The organism is Haloarcula sp. MBLA0163 (assembly GCF_055632435.1).
Genome location: NZ_CM145745.1, coordinates 679,887 through 702,594 on the forward strand (window position 1 = coordinate 679,887; position 22,708 = coordinate 702,594).

Below are 22,708 nucleotides of genomic sequence, written 5' to 3' on the forward strand. Positions count from 1 at the left end.
TCGGGACCGACCCGCCTCGCTCCGAGCCCCCCGCTCGGCCACTGTGCCACCGTCAGCAAACCGAAGTCGTTTAGCCCCCGGTTGGCCCACATACACGTAATGGCGCGTCGAGCAGTCTCCGGAGCCGTTCTCGTACCCGTCGTAGTAGGGGCCCCCACGCCCCACTAACCCCACACCTCGACGCCCGCACCGTTTTCGACCGACACGCCGCAGTTCAGACATGAGTGACACACAGGACCCACCGACCGAGGAATCGCCATCCGACCAGTCCGAGAGCATCGACGGGGAGTACGACCCCCGCGAGATAGAGCCCAAGTGGCAGGACCACTGGGTGACCGAGGACACCTACGCCTACGACGGCGACGCCGACACCCGCTTCACCATCGACACGCCGCCGCCGACGGTGTCGGGCAACCTCCACATGGGCCACCTCTACCAGTTCACCCTGCAGGACTTCGTCGCCCGCTACCACCGGATGGCCGACGACACCGTCTACTTCCCGTTCGGTTACGACGACAACGGCATCGCCTCCGAGCGACTGACCGAGCGCGAACTGGACATCCGCCACCAGGACTTCGAGCGCCGCGAGTTCCAGGAGAAGTGCCGCGAGGTCTGTACGCGCTACGAGGACGAGTTCACCGAGGACGTCCAGTCGCTGGCCATCTCCGTCGACTGGGACAACACCTACAAGACCATCGCGCCGGAGGTCCAGCGGGTCTCCCAACTGTCCTTCCTCGACCTCTACGAGCAGGGTCGGGAGTACCGCCAGCGCGCGCCGACCATCTGGTGTCCCGACTGCGAGACGGCCATCTCGCAGGTCGAACAGGAGGACGAGGACAAGCACACCAAGTTCAACGACATCGCCTTCGACCTCGTCGAGGACGGCGACGGCCCCGTCGAGGACGAGACGTTCACCATCTCGACGACGCGCCCGGAACTCCTGCCGGCCTGTGTCTCGGTCTTCGTCCACCCCGACGACGACGCGAACCAGCACCTCGTCGGCGGCACCGCGCGGGTCCCGCTGTTCGGCCAGGAGGTCCCCATCATCGCCGACGAGCGCGTCGACATGGAGACCGGCAGCGGCCTCGTCATGTGCTGTACGTTCGGCGACCAGAACGACATCGAGTGGTACCAGGCCCACGACCTGGACCTCCGCCTGGCCATCGACGAGTCGGCGACGATGACCGAGGTGGCCGGCGACTACGAGGGGATGAGCACGACGCAGGCCCGCGCGGCCATCATCGAGGACCTGGACGTCGAGGGCTACCTGCTGGAATCGCGTGACCACGAACACACCGTGCAGGTCCACGAGCGCTGTGGCGTCGAGGTCGAGTACCTCGTCACCGAGCAGTGGTACATCAAACTGCTGGACAAGAAAGAGGAGTACCTGCAGGCCGGCCGCGACATGGAGTGGTTCCCGGAGAAGATGTACAGCCGCTACCAGCACTGGATAGAGGGGCTGGAGTGGGACTGGTGTATCTCCCGCCAGCGCGACTCCGGCATCCCCATCCCGGTCTGGTACTGCGACGAGTGCGGGGAGCCGGTGTTGGCCGACCCCGAACAACTGCCCGTCGACCCGCTCTCGGACGACCCGCCGGTCGACGGCTGCCCGGAGTGTGGCCACGACACGTTCACGCCCGAAGAGGACGTCTTCGACACGTGGGCCACCTCCTCGCTCACGCCGCTCGTGAACGCGGGCTGGGACTGGACCGCGGACGGCGACGCCGACGCGGACGGCCCACAGTCCGTCGCCGACGGCACGTTCGAGATGGAGATGCCGGAGCTGTACCCGTTCGACCTCCGCCCGCAGGGCCACGACATCATCTCCTTCTGGCTGTTCCACACCGTCGTCAAGTGCTACGAGCACACCGACGAGGTGCCCTTCGAGAACGTCATGGTCAACGGGATGGTGCTGGACGAGAACCGCGAGGCGATGTCGAAGTCGAAGGGCAACGTCATCCCACCCAGCGAGGTGCTGGAGAACTTCCCGGTCGACGCCGCCCGCTACTGGGCCGCCGGGACCTCCATCGGCGACGACTTCCCGTACAAGGAGGGTGACCTCGAAGCGGGCGAGCGCCTGCTCCAGAAACTCTGGAACGCATCCCGACTCGTCGACCAGTTGACCCCCGCTCACGACGCGGTCGGCGACGTCGACGCGGCCGACCTCTCGGCCGTCGACCGCTGGCTACTGGCGGAACTGGACGCCACAATCGAGTCGGTCACCGCGAAGTTCGAGGACTACGCGTTCTCGAAGGCCCGCAACGAACTGCGGTCGTTCTTCTGGAACACGTTCTGTGACGACTACCTCGAAATCGCCAAACAGCGCCTCTCGGACGGCGGCGACGCCTCGACGGAGTACACGCTCCTGACCGCCCACCGCACGTTCCTCAAACTGTTCGCGCCGTTCCTCCCCCACATCACCGAGGAGCTCTGGCATCGCGTCTACGACGAGGCCGAGTCGGTCCACACGACCGACTGGCCCGTCGCGGGCGGCTACGAGGCCGACCTCGAAGCGGGCGAGACGGCGATGGAGGTCGTCTCCGCGCTCCGGCGCTACAAGACCGAGAACGGCCTGCCGCTGAACGCCGACCTCGAACACGTCGAGGTGTACGGCCACGTCGAGGGGTTCGCCGCCGCCATCGCCGAGGCGATGCACGTGGAGACGCTCGAGACGTTCGAGGACGCCCCGGACATCACCACCGAGGTCGGCGACATCGACCTCGACTACTCCCTCGTCGGCCCGGAGTTCGGCAGCGACGTGGGCGCCATCGACAGCGCCATCGAGTCGGGCGACTACGAGATAGACGGCGACACGCTGGTCGTCGCCGGCGGCGAGTTCGAACTCGACGCCGAGATGTTCGAAATCGAGGAGTCCCGGACCTACTCCGGCGAGGGCGAGATGACCGAGACGGAGACCGCCGTCGTCGTCGTGCGGTAAGCGACCGCAGTCTCGCCAGCCGTCGTCGCGTGTCTCGCCGAGACCAGTAGCGTCAATGTCGCCCGGACGGTACGTCCGTGCATGCAGGACGAGGCCGCGATACGCGACCGCATCGAGGCGCTCCGCGACGAGTACGACAGCCACGACCCGCCGTCCTCCGAACTGGAGGACGAGGCGGAGGTGGCGATTCTGCGCGCCATCGAGGAACTGGAGTGGGTGCTAGAGGAGCGCGACGCCGACGACTCCTTCACCATCTGAGCCGCTCACTCGGTCGCCGACCGGCGCTTCAGTTTCTCGACCCGCGTCGACAGCGCCCAGAACGTCGCGGCGAGGGTCAGGAGGACGGCCCACCCGGCCGCGAGGTCGTGGGCGAGGACGGTGTGGTCGAACGTGTACGCGCCCACCAGCGGTTCGCCGCGGAGCCACGTGTGGTGGGGCCCGCCCAGCACCGGCACGAAGTAGTCGACGACGTCGTTGAAGCCGTACCAGAACACGGCGACGGCGACGGCCGGCACGGAGAAGCTCGCGTAGCGATGGATGAGGCACGCCTCGACGGCCATCGCCAGGTGCGAGAGGATGAGGAACCAGTAGAGCCACGCCGCGATGCCGCCCGGGCCGTTGACGACCAGCTGGACGAACGGCGTCCACAGGCCGAGTTTGATACAGCCGAAGAAGGCGAGCATGTGTAACCACTCGACGTCCCAGTCGAGTCGCCACGCGGCGAACGAGAGGCCGATGAACAGCGTCGCCACGGGCGAGTCGGGGATGAGTGGGTAGGCCAGCACCGGCGCGGCCCCCAGTTGCCCCTCGACGAGCGGCGGCGCGAGGTTCAGCGGCCGCCCGGCGTAGTACCAGAACCCGAAGAGGGTCCCGACGAGGTTGACGAGCGCGATGGGCCACGCCAGCCGCAGGCCGACGTTCTCGAGCCACTCGGGGAGCGGCGCGACGTACCGGGGCAACCCCTCTGTCGCGGGCACCGGCCCGTCGAACACCCGCGCGACAATCGCCTCGATGCGCCCGCCGACGCCCTCCTGCGTGGCCATGTCTCCGCTGTGGGATGGGGCGGGGAAAACGCTATCGGGCAGGTCCGGCGCCCGCGCTCAGACGCGGACCTCGAACCGCGCGCCGCCCGCCTCGCTCTCGGTGACGTCGACGGTCCACCCGTGCCGGTCCGCGACGGTCTCGACGATGGCGAGCCCGAGGCCGGTCCCCCCGACGGCGGTGGTGTACCCCGTCTTGAACACCCCATCGCGCTCGTCCTCGGGGATGCCCGGACCGTCGTCGGCGACGAAGAACCCCGCCCCGTCGTCGAGGGGGCCGACGGTCACCGTCACGTCGGCCCCGGCGTGGTCGATAGCGTTGTCGACGAGGTTGTCGACGAGGCGGTTCAGTTCGGTCGGGTCCGCCTCGACGGTCGGGAGGTCGCCGACCGACAGCGTCGCCTCGCCGGTGCTGTGGCTGGCCCACGCTTCGGTGACGGTGTCGGAGAGGGCCACGGGTTCCGGCGTCGGTTCGACGTCGCCGTGTCTGGCGAAGCTCCCGAGCTCGTCGGCCAGCGCGGCGATGCGGTCGTGGCTCCGTTCGATAGCGTCCAGTCGGTCGTCGTCGTCGACCGTGTCCCGGAGCAACGCGACGTTCGAACTCGCGACCTGCAGCGGCGACCGGATGTCGTGGGCGACCTCGGCGAGGAACTGTTCGAGGCGCTCCGTGTGGCGCTCCAGGGACTGCTCGTAGTGTTTCCGGTCGCTGATGTCGAACGTGATGCCGATGAGACCGACGATGTCGCCGTCCTCGTCGCGCCACGGCACCTTCGAGGTGAGCGCCCACTCGTTGTACCGTTCCTTGTCGGTGACGACGTCTTGCTCGTAGTTGTCGTCCAGGTGGTCGAAGCTGTACGTCTCGCCGACCTCGTCGATGGTCTGTTCCTCCTTGTGGATGATCGGTTCGCCCGTCTCGATGACCGACATGTCGTCGGCGTAGGTACCATCGGCGTGAGTCGCCGGATACAGTTCGGCGTCCGTCTTGCCGATGGCCGCCTCGGGGTCGTCGACGTGTGCGTGACTCATCCGGAGGTGACGCCCCTCCTCGTCCTTGACGTACATGTGGTGGGGAATCTGCTCGAATATCGTGTCGAGCAGACTGCTCTCGTAGGCGAGCCGCCGCTCGGTGCGTGCGTGGTCGACGGCGTTCTCGATGCGGTTCTCCAGCATCTCGAACGTCTCGCTGTCCCCGCTCTTCTGGACGTAGTCGGTGACGCCCGCGGAGATGGCCTCGCTCGCCACCTCCTCGCTCCCCTTCCCGGTGAACAGGATGAACGGCACGTCCGGGTGTGTCTCCCGGACCTCGCGCAGGAGTTCGAGACCGTCGACGGGCTCCATGTCGTAGTCCGACACGATACACTCGACGTCGCCGTCGGCGAGTCGCTCGGTCACCGCCGTCGGGTCGTCGACGGGGACGACGTCCAGCGTCTCGGACTGGCGAGCGAACAGCGCCGTCGCCACCTCCAGGAAGTCCGCGCTGTCGTCGACGTGGAGGACCCGTATCTGTCCGGTCCGGTCGGTCGGGGGCCACTCCGGATTCATTGGCGATGTATCGTCTGCCGGGGATAAAATACCACTAGCACGGAAGCGACCGCCGGCGTCGGTTCCTGTCCCCGCCAAGGACACGCGTTAAGTAAATCCAGTCCCAACCCACCCTCAATGCCTGAAGCTACCGATTTGGAGGACCTCCGCCGCGGTACCGACCTCGTCAAGCGCGGGTTCGCGAAGATGCAGAAGGGGGGCGTCATCATGGACGTCGTCACGCCAGAACAGGCCCGCATCGCCGAGGACGTCGGTGCCGTCGCGGTGATGAACCTCGAGGCCGTCCCCGCGGACATCCGCAAGCGCGGCGGCGTCGCCCGGATGGCCGACCCCGCCTCGCTGCAGGCGGTCATCGACGAGGTGTCCATCCCGGTGATGGGCAAGGCCCGCATCGGCCACACGAAGGAGGCCGAGATTCTCGAGGCCGCGGGCGCCGACATGCTCGACGAGAGCGAGGTGCTCACGCCGGCCGACGACCGCTACCACATCGACAAGCGGGAGTTCACCGCGCCGTTCGTCTGTGGGGCCCGGAACCTCCAGGAGGCGCTGCGCCGCATCGACGAGGGCGCGGCGATGATCCGGACGAAGGGCGAGGCCGGCACCGGCGACGTGAACCAGGCCGTCCACCACCAGCGCAACATCAAGGGCGCCATCCGCAAGCTCGAGGGCATGAGCTACGAGGAACGCGAGAAGTGGGCCCGCGAACACGAGGCGCCCGCGGACCTCGTCCACGAGACGGCCGACATGGGCCGGCTCCCGGTGGTCAACTTCGCCGCCGGCGGCATCGCGACGCCCGCCGACGCCGCGCTGATGATGCACCACGGCTGTGACGGCATCTTCGTCGGCTCGGGTATCTTCGGCGCCGAGGACCCCGAGGCGATGGGCACCGCCATCGTCGAGGCCGTCAACAACTGGGACGACCCCGAGCGGCTCACCGAGATCAGCAAGAACGTCGGCAAGGGGATGAAAGGCGACGCGAACGCCGACCTGCCCGAGGAGGAGCAGCTCCAGGGCCGCGGCGTCTGAGCGGGCGACGCACCTTCTCCGTCCTCACTCTCGCCAGAGAGCGGTGTAGCCTCGCTCTCGGGGCCGGAAACGAAGACACAAGTCACTACGGGGGTGATATGGGGGTGTGCAGGCGACGGACACCACGACGGCGGCCGCGGACCGGTCCAGCCAGACGCTGCTCGACCTCGTGCAGGCGCTGCAGGAGTCACTCGAGGCGCTCGCGTCCTCGGAGGGCCAACTCGCCGCGACGGCCATCCTCCTCGGCGTCCTCGTCTTCGGCGTCGTGGTCCTGCCCGCGCTGCTCGACCGCCTGCGGACCCTCGCGGTCGACCAGCTGGAGTCGGGGTGGCTGACCCGGCTGGCCCGGTACACGCCGACGTCGTTCCGCGGCATCCTCTTCCGGACCGCCCAGGTGACGCTGCTGTTGCTCGTCGTCGTCTCCTTCCTCGTCGTCTGGGACCTCGTCGACGTCGTCGGGTCGCTGCGCCCGTACGTCGAGAGCGACGACCCGACGCTGTTGCGGACGCTCCAGACGGTGTTGCTGACGGCCGTGGCGTTCGTCCTCTCGGACCAGCTACAGCGGACCATCGACCGCCTGAGCCTGGCGCTCGACGACTTCACCGAGCACCAGGAGGAGATACTGCTCCGCCTCGGGCAGGTGACGATATTCGTCACCGCCGGGGCGACCATCCTCGCCATCTGGGGCATCAACATCGGCGGCCTCCTCGTCGGGGCCGGGTTCCTCGGCATCGTCGTCGGGTTCGCGGCCCGCCAGACGCTGGGGTCGCTCATCGCCGGGTTCGTCCTCATGTTCTCCCGGCCGTTCACCATCGGCGACTGGGTCGTCGTCGGCGAGCAGGAGGGCATCGTCACGAACATCACCATCTTCAACACCCGGCTGGAGAACTTCGACGGGGAGTTCGTCATCATCCCGAACGACCAGGTCAGCAACGAGGCCATCACCAACCGGAGCCAGAAGGGACTGCTCCGGCTGACCCTGGACGTGGGCATCGACTACGACGCCGACGTGGAGGCGGCGATGGACACCGCGGAGGCCGCGATGGCCCGCGTCGCCGACATCGTCGACTCGCCGCCGCCGCAGGTCATCCCGAAGTCCTTCGGCGACTCGGCCATCGTCCTCGAACTCCGGTTCTGGATCGACCACCCGACGCCGCCCCGCAAGTGGCGCGCCATCTCGGCCGTGGTCCAGGAGATAAAGGCGGCCTTCGACGAGGAGGACATCTCCATCCCGTTCCCCCAGCGGACGCTCAAGACCAGGGGCGAGGGACAGGTCGAAGAGGCCGTCCGGTCGGTCGGCCCGGAGGCGGAGGACTAGTCGAACAGCCCGTCGAGCACGAGCCCGGCCCCGAGCAGCCAGCTCCCGGCGAGCAGGCCGAGCGCGCTCGCGTGGAACAGCCACGCACGGCCGTACCCACCGACCAGCGGCGCGTCCGCCGCCGCGAGCACCGCGTCGACGCCGGCCGCCAGCGTCGGTGCGTCGACGACCATTCCGGCGCCCGTTCCCACGACCAGCGGCAGCGTCGCCGCGGCGAGGGCCAGTCCGGCCCGCGTCGCCCGCCGACCGACGACTGCCGGGTCCCCGGGGGTGGCCGTGTCGACCCTCGAGCGCCGCTGTGACATGTCGTGACATAGCGCTCGGGAAGGTATAAATCCCCCAGAACAAGGGGTGCCACCGGCCGCCCCACCCTTCGAGTAGTATCCGCTTGCATCCGGGTGGTCTGACGGCGACACGGCGGTAGGCGTCGCCTGTCGAAGCTATTATCCCCGGGCGCACGAACGGAGTGGTATGAGCACTCCGCCGGGGGAGTATTACACCGAGGAACGCTGGCAGAACTGGCTCGACCGCATCGAGGAGGAGGGTGTCGACCCCGAAGACGAGGACTCGGCACGCCTCCTGTTGAACCTGCAGGACGACGCCGCCATCGCCATCGCGAAGATACTCACCGACTACGAGGACGGTACGCTTGACGAAGAGACGACGCTCGACGAGCTGGCCGGGGTCAGAGAGATCGTTCTCGACGACATCGAGATGGACGACGAGGAGACGCTGATGCTCATCGACGGCGTCCAGACATCGCTGGTCTGTGTCTTCTACGCCGCCGAGGAGTACGTCGCCGAGGGTCCGGCCGACGAGGCGACCGTCGCCGACTACGTCGGGGCCGCGGCCGACGCCGAGGCCGAGGAGGACCTGGACGCGGCGCTGGGCTACTGTGTGCAGGCCGGGACGCGCATCATCGACGGCGACGAACTGGCGATGGACGTCGCCGAGGACCTGGAGTACGGGCTGGTCTCCGAGTGGGTCAACGGGCTGGACAGTCTCCAGACCGCGATGAGCGACCCCGAAGTCGTCGAAGAGGAAGACGAAGACTGAACCGCAGCCGTCACGCCGCAGTCCCGCACTCGGCTGTTGAGCCGGCGGACAGGTTTTTACCTACCAGTACGTAACTACGTTGCATGGATTTGGTGGGTGACGAGCGAGGGCAGTCGGTGCAGATCGGGGCTGTGCTGTTGTTCGCCGTCCTCATCGTCGCCTTCTCGTCCTATCAGGCGTTCGTGGTCCCCGACCAGAATCGCGCCGTCGAGTTCGACCACAACCAACGGGTGCAGTCCCAGATGCAGGAGTTGCGGAACGTCGTGGTATCGACGACGGGAGAGACGAGCGCCAGGGCGATTTCTGTAGCACTCGGGACACAGTACCCGAGCCGAGCAGTGGCGGTCAACCCCGGACCACCGACAGGGGCATTACGGACGGTCGGAACGACAGATAGCGACGTTACTTTCGACATCGACAACACGACCGCCACTGGTGAGGCAGACGATTACTGGGACGGCTCACTCAGGCAGTACAATACTGGCGGTATCGTGTACGCACCGAACTACAACCTCTACACGAACGCACCCACCACCGTCTACGAGCACACAGTCGTCTACAACGAGTTCCGGACCGACTCACTGCCGAAGTCAGGCCAGATACTCGTCGACGGCCGCGACATCACGGTCGTGACGCTGAACGGGTCGCTGTCGCGCACCTCCGCCGGTACCGCTAGCGTCGACGTCCGGCCAGTGAGTACCTCCGAGCGGTCTATCGACGTGGAGAACTCCGGCGGTCGGATCAACCTCTCGTTCAGGTCCCGGCTCGACAACAGTACGTGGGAGGCGCTACTCGACTCGGAGTACGACGAGGCCGACGGCGACGCGAGTCCGGACAAGTACGTCGCCAACATCAGCTCGACGGACCTCGGGAACGGGCTGTACCGCATCGACATTCTACTGGAGCCCGGCACCTACGACCTCCGGATGACGAAAGTCGGTGTCGGGACACGGGTCCGGAGCGAGGAGGTCAGTTACCTCACGAACGTCACGACCAACGGCACGTCGGCGACTGCGGGTGAAGCGACGAAAGTCGTTGTCGAGGCACGTGACCGGTACAACAATCCCGTCTCTGGGCGGTCGGTCAACGCGACGAGCAACGCGACCGGTGCGCTGGCGAGGACGACGGCCACGACGGGCGACGACGGGCGGGTGGCGTTCAGGTTCAACGCGTCGAGTGCGGGTACCTACCGCGTCCGGACGAGTCTCGATAGTATCGGTGGCGATTACGCGGCAAGCGGCCAGCGGAACGTGACGGTCGTCGTCGACGTCAAAGCGGCAGCGACAGACGGGAATGGCGGTAATGCGGGTTCATCGACGGGCGCGGGGGGAAGCGGCGAGTCGACGTACTCGACCAGCGACAACTCCGAGACCGTCACCGACGAGAACGGACTCTGGAAGAAGATTCAGTACACCGACCAACTACGGTTTAGTCAGGGCCAGCGGGTCATCCTGCCGGAAACGAGCACGCAGAGCGACCGTCTCGTAACTGGGTTCACACTCAGCAACGAATCGAGCGATACCAAGTATGCGGTGCGGTTGGAACTCGTAAAGAAGGCCAGTGGCAGTTACAACACCAAGAAGGTCTTCATCACCTACTATGCCCCGAATAACCAGAATCAGAACTCGCTGTCTCTCACCAGGCGGGCTGCGGACCGAATATTCAATGCGACGGCCTACGACGGGACGAATCTCCTGAACCCGGAGATCTACCTCTCGAATCCGAGTTACAGCAAAGGGTCGTTCGGCGACTACCAGGACAACATCACGCGGATGGATGATTCTACGGTCACGCTGACGTTTTCGGAGCAAACCGGTCGAACGCAGCTAACGCTGTGGGACCGAACGCTCATTCAGTCGGTCTCGCCGTCCCCCGACTCGCCTGCCGCGCTCGACACCGATGACGATGGGGAGTTCGTGGCCCTGCACTTCCGGAGCCCGGTGGACACCACGGGTTGGACCATTGAGGACGACGAGGGCGACGTGACTTCGCTCCCCAGCAAGACGTTGAACGGCCGAATATACTTCGCCAAGGACGAGGCCGCCTTCGAATCCGAACGCGGTATCGCCGACGACAGAGCCTACTCGTTGGACACGCCGTTGGACAACAGCGGTGACGCACTGAAACTTGTCGACGCGAACGGCGACCTCCGCGACGAGTTCGCTTACGAGAACGGCACCTCCCCGACGACCTCGAACGGGACGACGGTCGCCGTGGGGAAAGGTGGGGTGGCGAATCGGACGAGCGACGGCGTGTTCAAGCGTGACACCGATACCGAGACGGACTGGAACGTCGTCGGCGAGAACACGTACTTCGACCGGACGCCCCAGCCCGGGGTCGCGTTCACCGACGGCGGGACGTTAGCGTCGTACTCCAGACTAGGCGAACTGACGACCTACGCACAGTCGGCTTCTGCGGTCGGTAGCAAAGTCGTCGACTTCGATTCCAACGGCGAGGCCGACGTGCCGTTCGTCAACGCGACCGGGAACAGACCGGGCCTGTACGTCACCGACTCAGAGACGACGAGGGAAATCTCTGCCAACAACAACAACCTGAAACTCAAGCCCACCAATATCGGTGTCGGTGACTTCGACGCCGACGGTGACGACGAGGTTTATTTCATCAGGGACAACGGGAAGATTCGACGCGGTACGCCGGGCAATAGCAACGATGTCACAAACGCGGACGCGATTGCAATAGCCGGTCTAGCCGACATCGATGGCGACGGAAGCACCGAGATCGCGTACTGGGGTGGAAACGGTGTATCCTCGCTGAAATATGTCGATGATGACGGCGCGGTTATCGACACGACCTATAGCGCTGTCGGTACCGCCGACGGCATCGGGGTCGGCTCACCCGCTGACTTCGACGGTGATGGCACCGCCCGAGTCCCTGTCGTCACCAGTGACCAGGACATCGTGCTGGTCGACGAAACCGGAGCAACCGAGACGATACTGAGCGGGGCATCCCCGCAAGAGTCGTCGATAGCCGCGTTCGACATCGACGACGATACCGAGGTGGAAATCGTCTACCTCGATGGCAGCGGCCGGTTGACGAAACTCGAATACAACGGTGACACGACGGTCTTAGAAGATACGGCAGGAAACGACGTGACAGCAGACAGTAGCACCGGGACCAGATAACCGGTTCGACATTCGTCGAAACACCAGTCGACAGTAACTTATCCACCCCCGTCGACCCTCCAGCTATGACAGCAGTCGGTATCGACGCGATGGAGATATGGACAGGCAAGCTGAAACTCGACCTCGCCGAGACGTTCGCGCCGGCGCAGGGCGACGACCCGGGGAAGTACACGAAGGGGCTGGGGCTGCACGCCTCCTCGTTCCCGGACGTCTACGAGGACATCGTGACGATGGCGGCCAACGCCGCCCACCGACTGATGGAACGCAAGGGGCTCGAGCCGGCTGACATCGGCCGCATCGACGTGGCGACGGAGTCCTCCTTCGACAACTCCAAGCCGGTCTCGACGTACGTCGCCGGCTGTCTCGAACAGGTGTACGACGGCGACTTCCACCACGCGAACAAGGGCGAGCGGAAGTTCGCGTGCATCTCGGGCACGCAGAGCCTCGACGACGCCTACAACTGGATTCGCGCGGGCCGGAACCGGGGTCGCGCGGCCATCGTCATCGCCACGGACACGGCGCTGTACGCCCGCGACGACCCGGGCGAGGCGACGCAGGGGGCCGGCGCCGTCGCGATGCTCGTCGACGAGGACCCGAGTCTCGTGGAACTCTCCACCGAACAGGGGTTCGGCAGCGCCGACGAGACGGACTTCCTCAAACCGAACCAGCAGTTCCCCTCCGTCGACGGGAAGCGCTCGGTGAACGTCTACCTCGCACGGATGCGCGAGGCGCTTGACGACTTCGCCTCGCAGGTCGGCGACATCCACCCCGACGACTACCCGCTCATCCCGTTCCACACGCCGTTCCCCGGGATGGTCCGGAAGGCCGCGGCGCTGGGGTACCGCCACATCATCCGCGGCACCGACGTCGAGGAGCTCGTCGCCGAGGAGATCGGCCACCAGCCGATGCGCGAGGACTTCGAGTCCGACGACGAGTTCCGCGACGCCATCCGGGAGTACACCGACGCGCTGACCGAGACGGAGCGCTATCAGGACTGGTACGCCGACACCATCGACCCGACGCTGGAGATATCGCGCGAGGTGGGCAACTGGTACACCGGGTCGGTCCACATCGCCCGCGCCGCCGGGCTGAAACACGCCCGCGAACACGGTCGAGAGCTGGACGGGCAGCAGCTACTGGTCGCCTCGTACGGGTCCGGCGCACAGGCGGAGGTCCACGCCGAGACCGTCGTCCCCGGCTGGGAGGAGGAGATCGCGCAGTTGAACATCGACAAGCAGAACCGCGAACGGTACGACCTCTCCTTCGAGGAGTACGAACAGATCCACGACGTCCACAACCACGACACGGAGGCCGACGTCGAGGAGTTCACCGCGCCGGAGTCCGAGTTCGTCTTCGACGGCTGGGGCCGGATGGGTGAACGGAAGTACCGGTACGTGGAGTAGCGAGGCACCGAGCGAAGCGAAGGTCACCGAATCGAAGCGACGAACGGGGCGAGACATCCCGCAGCCACACGGCCACCGTGGGCGGCGGCGGACGCTGACGAGAGGCGCGCGATACGGGGGCCACGAACGCGAACGTACTTTCTTCGACCCCCCGTCGGCTACTCACCGAGAGACACGCTGATGGGAATCCAACGGCTTGAGCCGCCGGACTGACGGCTTCAGCCGTGGCGCACCCTGTTCTGACCACCGGCACATTTTTACTTTAGATTAGTCTAATCTAGACTATGCTAACATCTAACAAGGTGTCGCCAGCCGGCCTTTCGGTACGGGCGAGTTCTGGGGGAGGTGCGGTCTGATGTCCGACGACGGGCCACTGCCGGCCGGCGACCACGGGGACGCGGCGGCACTCACGGAGTCGCTCACGGACAGACTCGTCAGTGCGGTCGAAGACGACGCGGCGGTCAGCCGTCGTGCGGTGTTGGGTGGTCTCGGCCTCGCGGGCGCGAGCGCCGTGGGCCTCGCCGGCGGTGCCAGCGCGGCCGGAGACCAGGAGGACAGGGCGTCGCCGCACGGTCGCGCCGGCGTCGTCGGCGAGTTCCAGTCCGCCGACTTCGACCCGCACGAGTTCCTCCGAACCTTCGAGACGGGGACCGTCAAGACGGAGGGCGGACAGCGGGTCCGGGAGTTCGAACTGGACGCGTCGCTGCGGGAGATAGAAATCGCACCGGGCGTCACGTTCCCGGCGTGGACCTACGACGGGCAGGTCCCCGGCCCCACCCTGCGGGCCGTCGAAGGAGAACTCGTCCGCATCCGGTTCTCCAACGGGCAGGAACACCCCCACACTATCCACCCGCACCTGAAGAACGTGAACCCGCGGATGGACGGGATTCCGCAGAACGGGCCGGGCGTCGTCGAACAGGGCGAGCGCTTCGTCTACGAGTGGCAGGCGAAACCGGCGGGCTGTCACTTGTACCACTGCCACTCGATGCCGCTGAAAGAGCACATCCACCGCGGCCTCTACGGGGCGATGATCGTCGACCCCGACCCCGAACGGGTCCGGGAGCAACCCCGGGAGTACGTCAACTACCACGGGCCGATGACCGACGACCTCCGTGCCGAACTGGTCACGGAGGCCGAACTGCGCAACCACGAGTACCGCGCCGACGAGGTCGACGAGATGGTGATGGTGATGAACGGCTTCGACACCAACTTCGACGGCGACAACGAGGTGTACGCCGCGAACACGCGGGCGTTCGCCTACGGCGTGGGGTCGACCGACGCCGAGAACGGCGAGTGGGAGGCCGGCGAGACGGTCCGCCCGATACGGATTCGGCGCGACCAGCGCCAGCGGGTGTACCTCGTCAACGCCATCGAGTTCGACCTCGTCAACTCCTTCCACACCCACTCGCAGTTCTTCGACTACTACGACCACGGGACGACGCTCAAACCGACCCACAAGACCGTCGACACCGTCATGCAGTGTCAGGCACAGCGAGGCATCGTCGAACTGGACTACTCGGACCACGAACCCGGGTTGTACATGTTCCACGCCCACCAGTCGGAGTTCGCCGAACTGGGCTGGATGAGTTTCTTCGAGGTGCAGGCATGACCCGCGAACGCACCGACGGCGGCGCGACCGTCGCTCGCGGCGGGATGCCCTTCGGCCTCCCGACGTGGGTCGGTGCCGTCGCTCCCCTCGTCTTGCTCGCGGTCGTCGTCGCCGGGTTCGTCCTCCTGAACCCCTTCGCCGGACTGGCGACCGGTGGCGCGCTGCCCGACATCGCGGTCACGCACACGTCGCTCCCGAACGACGAGACCGTCGTCCTGCACGTGACGAACAACGGACCGAACCCCGTGACAATCAACCAGGTGCTCGTCAACGACGCCTACTGGGACTTCACGCTGTACGCCGGCGGCGAGGCGACGAACACCCTCGCGCCGATGGAGAGCGGGCGCGTCGTCGTCCCGTACCACTGGACGCCCGGGTGGGACCTGCACGTCGGCCTCGTCCTCAGCGACGGGACGACGTTCGCCCACACCATCACGGCGCCGCAGGTGTCGCCGGGGCTGACCGGCGAGTTGCTGGGCTTGCTCGCCGTCGTCGGCCTGTTCGTCGGCGTCGTCCCCGTCGCGCTGGGGATGCTCTGGTTCCCGGTGCTGCAGGAGATGAGCGACCGCTCGCTGCACGCCGTCCTCCTGTTCGCCGTGGGCGTGCTGGCGTTCCTCGCGTTCGACGCCGGGTTCGAGGCGTTCGAGTTGGCGGCCGAGGTGCCCGGCGCCTTCGAGGGGGACCTCCTCGTCGTGCTGGGCATCCTCGGGGCGCTCCTGCTCGTACAGGCCGTCTCGGCGTGGAACGGCTCGGGTGACGTGAACCCGCTGGGAATCGCCTACCTCGTCGCGCTCTCTATCGGCCTGCACAACCTCGCCGAGGGACTGGCCATCGGGAGTTCGGTGGCGCTGGGCCGCGTCTCGCTGGGCGCGTTCCTCGTCGTCGGCTTCATGATTCACAACGTGACGGAGGGGCCGGCGGTGGTCGCACCCGTCGCCGACGGCGAGCGCCCGGCCCTCTGGCACTTCGCCGCGCTGGGGTTCGTCGCCGGCGCGCCGGTCGTCCTCGGCGGGTGGATAGGGAGCGTCGCCTTCTCGCCGACGCTGGGGGCGCTGTTCCTCGCCATCGGCGTCGGCGCCATCCTGCAGGTGAACTGGGAGATAGGGACGATGGTCCGCAGGCGCGGGTCCCTCGGGATGCCGACGAACGTCCTCGCCTTCCTCGCCGGCCTCGCGGTGATGTACGGGACGGACCTGCTGGTCACGCTGTGAGCGACGCGGCCGCCGGTGTTACGGGAGGCTCCGCAGTCCGTCCAGTACGTCCTCCAGGTCGCTGTCCGTGACGGCCAGCGAGAAGTCGTCGATGCGCGCCAACTCGGCCGCCTTGTCCCACACGTCGTCGCTGTCGAGCCCGTGGAGGACGACGGCGTTCGGCGTCGGCGAGACGACCCGCATCGCCACGAGCGGCGACTCCCCGCGGGTGACGTTCGTGAACACGAGCGCCCGGTTGGTCGACTGGCCGTACAGCTGGTAGAACTCGTCGGAGGAGAGCCGCGTGATGGCGGCGATAGAGTTGATGACGGTGTGACCGGCGACGGTGTCCTGCCCGCCGCGGTGGAGTTCCTCGGCGCCGATGGCGTCGTACACGCGCTCGACGCCGACGTTGGCCGAGTACTCCCGCAGGTCGTGGACGACGTCGCTGTCGAACCCCGAGGAGAGGACGCGGGCGTGCTGCCGGATGTGGTCGCCGCCCCGCTCCTCGTCGATGTCGAGGAGCGCACCGACGAGCCGCCGGACGACGGCGATACCCGGGTTGTCCCGGCGCCCGCTCTCGTAGTCGGAGACGACCGACGGTGAGACGTCCAACCGGTCGGCCAACGCCGTCTGTGCCACGCCGAAGTCGGTACGCCACTTCCGCAGAGTCGCCCCCGGGTCGTCGCTGAGTGCCACTTCGCCGGCTATCTTCTCGGCGAGTTGGGCGCGCGCGCCGCGTGTCATTAGTTAGCAAGAATATCGGACTGGAACAAAAACGTACCGGAACGACGGTGCCCATCAGGACGCCGTCAGCGACTCTTCGACGACGACGGCGCCCGTCGGCGCGTGGACGACCCGGACGGTGAACCGCTCGCCGTCGGCGAGGGCACACTCGCTGGTCGCCAGCCGGAACTGGGCCGTCTCGCCGGCGCTCCACGTCCCGTCGTCGTCGACGTCGCCCGTCCCGATGGGGCCCTCGACGGCGTCGTAGGCGTTGTCGAAGACGTCGTCGCCGCGGACGTACTCGTCGGTCGGCCGCAGGTCGTCGCCCGTCGCCGGGAGGTTCACCAGACGCCCCGTCTTCCCGCAGGCGTCCTCCGCGTCGACCACCAGTTCGAGGGCCGCGACGCGCAACGGGTCGCCGGCGAGGTGGGTGAGGCGGACTATCTGGTCGGTGTAGTGGCCCCCGCCGGCCGCGTACCGCTCGAACTCGCCGCTGGACTGCGCGACGGTCGGTGCGGGGTCACGCAGTTCGCGTGCGTACCCGACGGTCGCGGCGGTCACCGAGGCGGCGAGGACGACGACGAGCGCGACGAGCAGCACCACCCCGACGACGGGCGTGGCCGCCCGCTGGTCTTCGGGCTGGCTCCGGGCTGGACGTGCCACGGCCGTCGGTGGTCACGCCTTCCCACCTAAACGTTCGCGTCAGTCGCCGCCGAGGACCGTCCCGAGGGCGGCCCCGAGCGTCCCGAAGACGACGGGGTAGACGACGCCGGCGAGGACGACGGCGGTCAGGAGGTCGGGCGACCCGCCGCTCCCCTCGCCAACCCTGACGGCGAACAGCACCGCCCCGACGACCGCCAGCGGGAGGTAGCCGAGCGTGACCGCCGGGCCGACACGGAGCGCACGCGCCGTCTCGACCGCGCCGTCGACGCGGGCGGCCGCGAGGCCGGCGGCGGTCAGGAGAGCCGGCGGAATCAGGTACAGCACGGGCGAGAGCGCGTCGCTCTCGGCGATGAAGTTCACCGCGTCGGTGCCACCGAACAGCGGCACGTCGACGGTGATGGTCGTCGTGACGAACTGGGCGTTGAAGAACACCCAGCCGACGATCTTCCAGGCGGCGTTCTCGTCGCCGAACGCCTCGGCGATGCCGGTCAGTATCGAGTCTCTGACCACGGAGATGCTGAGGGCGTACACCAGTACGTACGCGAGGACGAACGCGACGGCACCCGCCGCCGCGGCGGCGACGTAGCTACGGCTGTCTTCGTTCATGGCGGGTCAGACGGGGCCTCCCGCCGATAAATGTCTTCGGGCCGCTCGTCGGGTCGCGCACGTCCGCAACCCCTAAACGCCGGTCGCACCAACCACGAACCAATGGACTGGACGGAGAAGTACCGCCCGAGTACGCTCTCGGAGGTACGGGGCAACAACAAGGCCCGCGACGCCCTGAAGGAGTGGGCCGACACGTGGGAGAACCACCGCGAGGCGGTCGTCCTCCACGGCACGCCCGGGGTGGGCAAGACCTCCGCCGCACACGCGCTGGCCAACGACATGGGCTGGCCGACCATCGAACTCAACGCCAGCGACTCGCGCACGAAGGACGTCATCGAACGGGTCGCCGGCGAGGCCGCCAAGTCGGGGACCCTGACCGCCGGCGGCGCGGGCCGTCGGCTGGTCATCATGGACGAGGCCGACAACATCCACGGCAACGCCGACCGTGGCGGCGCACGGGCCATCTCCTCGCTCGTGAAGGAGGCCAACCAGCCGATGATACTCATCGCCAACGAGTACTACGAGATGTCCAACTCGCTGCGCAACAGCTGTCAGGACATCGAGTTCTCCGCGGTGCAGAAACGCTCCATCGTCCCCGTCCTCCGTGACATCTGCCGGAAGGAGGGCATCGAGTACACCGACGCCGTCGTCGAGGACATCGCCGAGCAGAACAGCGGCGACCTGCGCGGGGCCATCAAGGACCTGCAGGCGACCGCCGAGGGCCGCGACCGCATCGAGGCCGACGACTACGTCTCCGGCGAACGGGACACCTCCGAGGGCATCTTCGAGTACCTCGACGTCGTGCTGAAGGAGGGCACCGCCGAGGAGGCCCTGAAGGCCAGTTACGACGTCGACGAGACGCCCGACGACCTCATCAACTGGATAGAGGACAACATGCCCAAGGACTACGAGGGCGCCGAACTCGCGCGGGCCTACGGGTTCCTCTCGAACGCCGACCGATGGCTCGGTCGGGTGCGGGCGACCCAGAACTACTCGTTCTGGCGCTACGCGGGCGACAACATGACCGCCGGCGTCGCCGCCGCCCGCGACGGTACGAAGGGCGGGTGGACCCGCTACGGGCCCCCCTCCTACTGGTCGAAACTCGGGCGCTCGAAGGGGACGCGCCAGACCCGCGACTACGTCGCCCAGCAGATAGCCGCCGTCGACGGCGTCTCGATGCGGACCGCTCGCCGCGAGATCATGCCGTTCCTCGCGACGATGACCCACCACTGCACGAACCGCGAACTGACGGTGGCGATGGCCGCCACCTACGACATGGAGGCCGAACACGTCGCCTTCGTCACGGGGTCGGGCGAGGACACCAACAAGGTCCAGTCCATCGTCGAGGACGCCGAACGGTTGCAGGAGGAGGCCGCCGTCGAACACTCCGGGGGCGCGTTCGCCGGCGGGTCGGCCAGCGGTGCCGAGGCGAGTGCGGACGACGAGGCCGACGAAGACGACGGCGACGACGACTCGCAGGCGACGCTCGGTGGCGTCGCCGACGAGGGCGAGACCGGGGACGACGAGGAGGTGCCCGACAGCGAGTCCGCCGACGAGGACGACCAGCAGTCGGGTCTCTCGGACTTCATGTGAACACTCACCGCACATAAACGCCAGTAATACTCCCGTCCAGTCGGTTTCTGTCCCCCTGCCCACGATCCGGCCATGAGCGACGGCTACGCCATCGTCGACCCCGAGTCGGTGCCGGACGACCAGTTCCAGACCTGCGAGTCGACCGTGCGGCGACTCACGGACCCCCTCGGCGCCGAGGCGATGCGGGTCAATCAGGTCGTCGTCGACCCGGGCGAGGTGACGACGCCGCACACCCACGACGGGCAGGAGGAGGTGTTCGTCGCGCTGACCGACGCTCAGATAGCCATCGAGGGCGAGGTACAGGACGTACCGGCGAACGGCGTCGTCCGCGTCCACGAGGACACCGTCAGGAACCTCTGTAATCACACCGAGACGCGGCACGTCTGGCTCGCGTTCGGTGCGCCGCCGGTCGGCACCGCCGAGGACTTCGGGGCCTACGTCGTCGAAGACGACGGGTAGTCAGGCCTGTCGCTTCCCGCCGATGCCGGGGACGGACGTGCGCTCCTCGACTATGTTCATCAGGAGCGACGCGGAGACGACCAGCGCGAGGTAGAACAGCGCCGCCAGCACGAACAGCTCCGTGTAGCGGAAGGTGTCGTTGGCGATGGACTCGGCCTGGAAGAACAGCTCACGGACCGTGATGAACGCCGCGAGCGAGGAGTACTTGATGAGGTAGACCAGCTCGTTCGACCAGCCGGGGATGGCGTACCGGAGCCCCTGCGGGAGGACGACGTAGCGGATGCCCGCCACCTTCGAGAGGCCGATGGAGCGCGCGGCGGTCAGCTGGCCGACGTCGACGGACTCCAGCGCCGACCGGATGTACTCGGCCTGGTACGCCGCGCTGTTGAGCGTGAAGCCGATGATGGCGACCCACACCGCCGTCGCCGGGACGAACCCGACGCCGACGCCCGGCACCTCGCGGATTATCTGGGTCAGCGGCAGGCCGAAGTACAGCACGAACAGCTGTGCGAGCAGCGGCGTCCCCCGGATGAGTTCGGTGTACGACAGCGAGAGCCACCGCAGCCCGCGGCCGCCGTACACCCGGGCGACCGACAGCGGCACCGCCAGTACGAACCCGAAGGCGATGCCGGCGACGGTGAGGACGATGGTGAGCCACGCGCCGCGGGCGAGCGAGGGGAGCGAGGGGATGGCGCCGGCGACGAACCCGAGCAGTCCCGCGACCACGTCCAGCGGCGCGCCGGCGACGCCCAGCGAGGCGGCGGTCGCACCGAGCGACTTGGCGGCCGCCGCGAACGGCGCCGCCGGCACGAACGACTGGTCGCTCGGGAACGCCATCCCGTCGGGCAGGAGGAAGTCGTTCGTCCAGCGCAGGAGCAACCAGCCCCAGAACGCCGCGAGGCCGACGAGCGCCCACGGCCTGTCGGTGTCGACGGTGACGGTGGTGCGGACCTCGTCGGCGACGGACGGCTCTTCGGCGCTCATCAGTGGCCGTTCGACTGGAGTCCCGTCAGGAACTCGCTGGTGCGGTCGTGTTCCGGCCGCTGGAACAGCTGTTCGGGGGGCCCCGACTCGACGATGCGGCCGCTGTCGAGGAAGTGGATGTCGTCGGCGGCAGAGCGGGCAAAGCCCATCTCGTGGGAGACGACGAGCATCGTCATCCCGCGCTCGGCGAGGTCGCGCATCACCTCGACCACCTCGCCGACGAGTTCGGGGTCCAAGGCGCTGGTCGGTTCGTCGAACAGCATCAGCTTCGGCTCCATCGCCAGCGCGCGGGCGATGCCGACCCGCTGTTGCTGGCCACCCGAGAGTTCGGCGGGGTAGGAGTCGGCCTGGGCGGCCAGCCCCACCTGTGCGAGGTGGTCGGCGGCGCGGTCGGTGGCCTCCGCCGCCGACATGCCGAGGACCCGTTTGAGGCCGAGCGTGATGTTCTCCAGCGCGGTGAGGTGGGCGAAGAGGTTGAAGTCCTGGAACACCATCCCCACGTCCTGCCGGAGTTCGTTCACGTCGGTGTCGGGGCCGTAGACCGGCGTCCCGTCCAGCCAGACGTCGCCGCTGTCGATCTCGGTCAGCCGGTTGATGCAGCGCAGCATCGTCGACTTCCCGCTGCCGCTGGGGCCCATGAGGACGTCGACGTCCCCGCGGTCCATCTCGAAGCTGACGCCCTTCAGTACCTCCTCGTCACCGTAGGACTTGTGTACGTCCTCGACTCGTAGCAGTGTCATGCGTTCTCACCCGACGGAATCGCGTAGTAGTCGCTCAGCCGGTCCAGCGCCCGGTTCGTCCCGAAGGTCAGCACGAAGTAGATGGCGCTTATCGCGACGAAGACCTCCAGCACGGCCGTTGACCGCCCGCTCTGCGTGAACAGGTCGTAGCCACGCGTCAGCAGTTCCGCGAGGCCGATGGCGAAGGCGATGCTCGTGTCCTTCAGGACGATGGTGAACTCGTTCTGGAACCCGGGCATCGACCGCCGGAGGGCCTGCGGGACGACGACGTACCGGATGGCCTCGAACCGGCTCATCCCGACGGCGCGAGCGGCCTCCATCTGCCCCTCGTCGACGCTCTGGAGCGCCCCCCTGAATATCTGTGACTGGTAGGCCGCGCTCCGCAGGCCGAGGCCGACGGTGGCCGTCACGAACGCCGACTTCGATATCGAGACGACGAAGAAGAGGACGAGCATGATGACGACGATGGGCGTCCCGCGCAGGACGACGCCGCTGACGCTCACGACCCGTTCCGCGAGGCCGTCGCCGTACACCTCGACGGCTCCCGCCGGGAACCCGACCAGGAAGCCGAGCAGGAGGCTGGTCAGCGTCAGCCCGACGGTGACGGCCGCGCCGGTCAGCAGGTAGTCGAAGTTGCCGACGACGAACGCCCAGTCGCCTGCCTGCAACATC

22 protein-coding genes are annotated in these 22,708 nt (G+C 67.3%); 11 read left to right on the top strand and 11 right to left on the bottom strand.

Annotated elements, in window-relative coordinates:
* Positions 1–220: 220 nt before the first annotated feature.
* Together ACV7GQ_RS03520 and ACV7GQ_RS03525 are read left to right on the top strand one after the other, a co-directional pair.
* On the top strand, positions 221–2,938 hold the full coding sequence (locus ACV7GQ_RS03520; protein WP_470312174.1) for a valine--tRNA ligase: 2,718 nt from the start codon (positions 221–223) through the stop codon (positions 2,936–2,938).
* A gap of 81 nt (positions 2,939–3,019) precedes the next feature.
* Complete coding sequence (locus ACV7GQ_RS03525) at positions 3,020–3,196, top strand: hypothetical protein (protein WP_470312175.1); 177 nt, start codon at positions 3,020–3,022, stop codon at positions 3,194–3,196.
* A gap of 5 nt (positions 3,197–3,201) precedes the next feature.
* Here the strand turns inward: ACV7GQ_RS03525 and ACV7GQ_RS03530 are convergent, their stop codons facing one another.
* Both ACV7GQ_RS03530 and ACV7GQ_RS03535 read right to left on the bottom strand, forming a co-directional pair.
* Positions 3,202–3,981 carry a DUF1405 domain-containing protein gene (locus tag ACV7GQ_RS03530; protein WP_470312176.1) on the bottom strand — a complete coding sequence of 260 codons (780 nt, stop codon included), beginning with the start codon at positions 3,979–3,981 and terminating at the stop codon, positions 3,202–3,204.
* Positions 3,982–4,038: 57 nt separating this feature from the next.
* A complete protein-coding gene (locus ACV7GQ_RS03535; protein ID WP_470312177.1) occupies positions 4,039–5,520 on the bottom strand; it encodes a sensor histidine kinase in 1,482 nt (493 codons plus the stop codon).
* A 117-nt stretch (positions 5,521–5,637) separates the two neighbouring features.
* Between ACV7GQ_RS03535 and pdxS the strand changes: the two genes are divergently transcribed.
* Positions 5,638–6,546: a pyridoxal 5'-phosphate synthase lyase subunit PdxS gene (pdxS, locus tag ACV7GQ_RS03540; protein ID WP_470312178.1), complete on the top strand. Its 909-nt coding sequence runs from the start codon at positions 5,638–5,640 to the stop codon at positions 6,544–6,546.
* 106 nt (positions 6,547–6,652) lie between these two features.
* Positions 6,653–7,864: a mechanosensitive ion channel family protein gene (locus ACV7GQ_RS03545; protein ID WP_470312179.1), complete on the top strand. Its 1,212-nt coding sequence runs from the start codon at positions 6,653–6,655 to the stop codon at positions 7,862–7,864.
* On the opposite strand, the gene ACV7GQ_RS03550 is transcribed toward ACV7GQ_RS03545, so the two are convergent.
* Positions 7,861–8,169: a hypothetical protein gene (locus ACV7GQ_RS03550; protein ID WP_470312180.1), complete on the bottom strand. Its 309-nt coding sequence runs from the start codon at positions 8,167–8,169 to the stop codon at positions 7,861–7,863. The genes ACV7GQ_RS03545 and ACV7GQ_RS03550 overlap by 4 nt on opposite strands.
* Positions 8,170–8,335: 166 nt before the next feature.
* On the opposite strand from ACV7GQ_RS03550, the gene ACV7GQ_RS03555 reads away from it, so the two are divergent.
* Positions 8,336–8,920 carry a DUF2150 family protein gene (locus ACV7GQ_RS03555; protein ID WP_220618968.1) on the top strand — a complete coding sequence of 195 codons (585 nt, stop codon included), beginning with the start codon at positions 8,336–8,338 and terminating at the stop codon, positions 8,918–8,920.
* A gap of 74 nt (positions 8,921–8,994) precedes the next feature.
* On the opposite strand, the gene ACV7GQ_RS03560 is transcribed toward ACV7GQ_RS03555, so the two are convergent.
* The gene (locus ACV7GQ_RS03560) at positions 8,995–9,141 is read right to left on the bottom strand and encodes a hypothetical protein (RefSeq protein WP_470312181.1); all 147 of its coding nucleotides are present in this window, start codon (positions 9,139–9,141) and stop codon (positions 8,995–8,997) included.
* 335 nt (positions 9,142–9,476) lie between these two features.
* A complete protein-coding gene (locus ACV7GQ_RS03565; RefSeq protein ID WP_470312182.1) occupies positions 9,477–9,809 on the bottom strand; it encodes a hypothetical protein in 333 nt (110 codons plus the stop codon).
* A gap of 37 nt (positions 9,810–9,846) precedes the next feature.
* On the opposite strand from ACV7GQ_RS03565, the gene ACV7GQ_RS03570 reads away from it, so the two are divergent.
* The 4 genes from ACV7GQ_RS03570 to ACV7GQ_RS03585 all read left to right on the top strand — a co-directional run bounded on the left by ACV7GQ_RS03570 (position 9,847) and on the right by ACV7GQ_RS03585 (position 16,286).
* The gene (locus ACV7GQ_RS03570) at positions 9,847–12,063 is read left to right on the top strand and encodes a hypothetical protein (RefSeq protein WP_470312183.1); all 2,217 of its coding nucleotides are present in this window, start codon (positions 9,847–9,849) and stop codon (positions 12,061–12,063) included.
* 65 nt (positions 12,064–12,128) lie between these two features.
* The gene (hmgB, locus tag ACV7GQ_RS03575) at positions 12,129–13,466 is read left to right on the top strand and encodes a hydroxymethylglutaryl-CoA synthase (RefSeq protein WP_470312184.1); all 1,338 of its coding nucleotides are present in this window, start codon (positions 12,129–12,131) and stop codon (positions 13,464–13,466) included.
* Between the two features lie 355 nt (positions 13,467–13,821).
* Positions 13,822–15,075 (top strand): multicopper oxidase domain-containing protein, encoded by a 1,254-nt coding sequence (locus tag ACV7GQ_RS03580; protein WP_470312185.1) that lies wholly within the window; start codon positions 13,822–13,824, stop codon positions 15,073–15,075.
* Positions 15,072–16,286 (top strand): ZIP family metal transporter, encoded by a 1,215-nt coding sequence (locus ACV7GQ_RS03585; protein WP_470312186.1) that lies wholly within the window; start codon positions 15,072–15,074, stop codon positions 16,284–16,286. The genes ACV7GQ_RS03580 and ACV7GQ_RS03585 overlap by 4 nt, the downstream gene beginning before the upstream one ends.
* Before the next feature lie 18 nt (positions 16,287–16,304).
* Here ACV7GQ_RS03585 and ACV7GQ_RS03590 read toward each other — a convergent pair whose 3' ends face one another.
* Genes ACV7GQ_RS03590 through ACV7GQ_RS03600 form a run of 3 tightly spaced genes read right to left on the bottom strand, consistent with a single transcriptional unit; the run spans position 16,305 to position 18,260 of the window.
* Entirely contained in the window at positions 16,305–17,012 is a 708-nt protein-coding gene (locus ACV7GQ_RS03590; protein WP_470312187.1) for a helix-turn-helix domain-containing protein, read from the bottom strand.
* A 54-nt stretch (positions 17,013–17,066) separates the two neighbouring features.
* Positions 17,067–17,654, bottom strand: a complete 588-nt coding sequence (locus tag ACV7GQ_RS03595) for a type IV pilin domain-containing protein (protein ID WP_470312188.1) — start codon at positions 17,652–17,654, stop codon at positions 17,067–17,069.
* 39 nt (positions 17,655–17,693) lie between these two features.
* The gene (locus ACV7GQ_RS03600; RefSeq protein WP_470312189.1) at positions 17,694–18,260 is read right to left on the bottom strand and encodes a DUF7978 family protein; all 567 of its coding nucleotides are present in this window, start codon (positions 18,258–18,260) and stop codon (positions 17,694–17,696) included.
* Between the two features lie 102 nt (positions 18,261–18,362).
* Here ACV7GQ_RS03600 and ACV7GQ_RS03605 point away from each other — a divergent pair, with 102 nt between their 5' ends.
* Both ACV7GQ_RS03605 and ACV7GQ_RS03610 read left to right on the top strand, forming a co-directional pair.
* Positions 18,363–19,853, top strand: coding sequence for a replication factor C large subunit (locus tag ACV7GQ_RS03605; protein WP_470312190.1), 1,491 nt, complete (start codon positions 18,363–18,365; stop codon positions 19,851–19,853).
* Between the two features lie 72 nt (positions 19,854–19,925).
* Positions 19,926–20,312 (top strand): cupin domain-containing protein, encoded by a 387-nt coding sequence (locus ACV7GQ_RS03610; RefSeq protein ID WP_470312191.1) that lies wholly within the window; start codon positions 19,926–19,928, stop codon positions 20,310–20,312.
* On the opposite strand, the gene ACV7GQ_RS03615 is transcribed toward ACV7GQ_RS03610, so the two are convergent.
* From ACV7GQ_RS03615 to ACV7GQ_RS03625, 3 genes are read right to left on the bottom strand one after another with little or no spacing between them, the layout of a single operon-like run.
* The gene (locus tag ACV7GQ_RS03615) at positions 20,313–21,296 is read right to left on the bottom strand and encodes an amino acid ABC transporter permease (protein WP_470312192.1); all 984 of its coding nucleotides are present in this window, start codon (positions 21,294–21,296) and stop codon (positions 20,313–20,315) included.
* Positions 21,296–22,036, bottom strand: coding sequence for an amino acid ABC transporter ATP-binding protein (locus ACV7GQ_RS03620; RefSeq protein ID WP_470312193.1), 741 nt, complete (start codon positions 22,034–22,036; stop codon positions 21,296–21,298). Before ACV7GQ_RS03620 ends, ACV7GQ_RS03615 begins: the two co-directional genes overlap by 1 nt.
* Complete coding sequence (locus ACV7GQ_RS03625) at positions 22,033–22,707, bottom strand: amino acid ABC transporter permease (protein ID WP_470312194.1); 675 nt, start codon at positions 22,705–22,707, stop codon at positions 22,033–22,035. Before ACV7GQ_RS03625 ends, ACV7GQ_RS03620 begins: the two co-directional genes overlap by 4 nt.
* Position 22,708 lies beyond the last annotated feature (1 nt).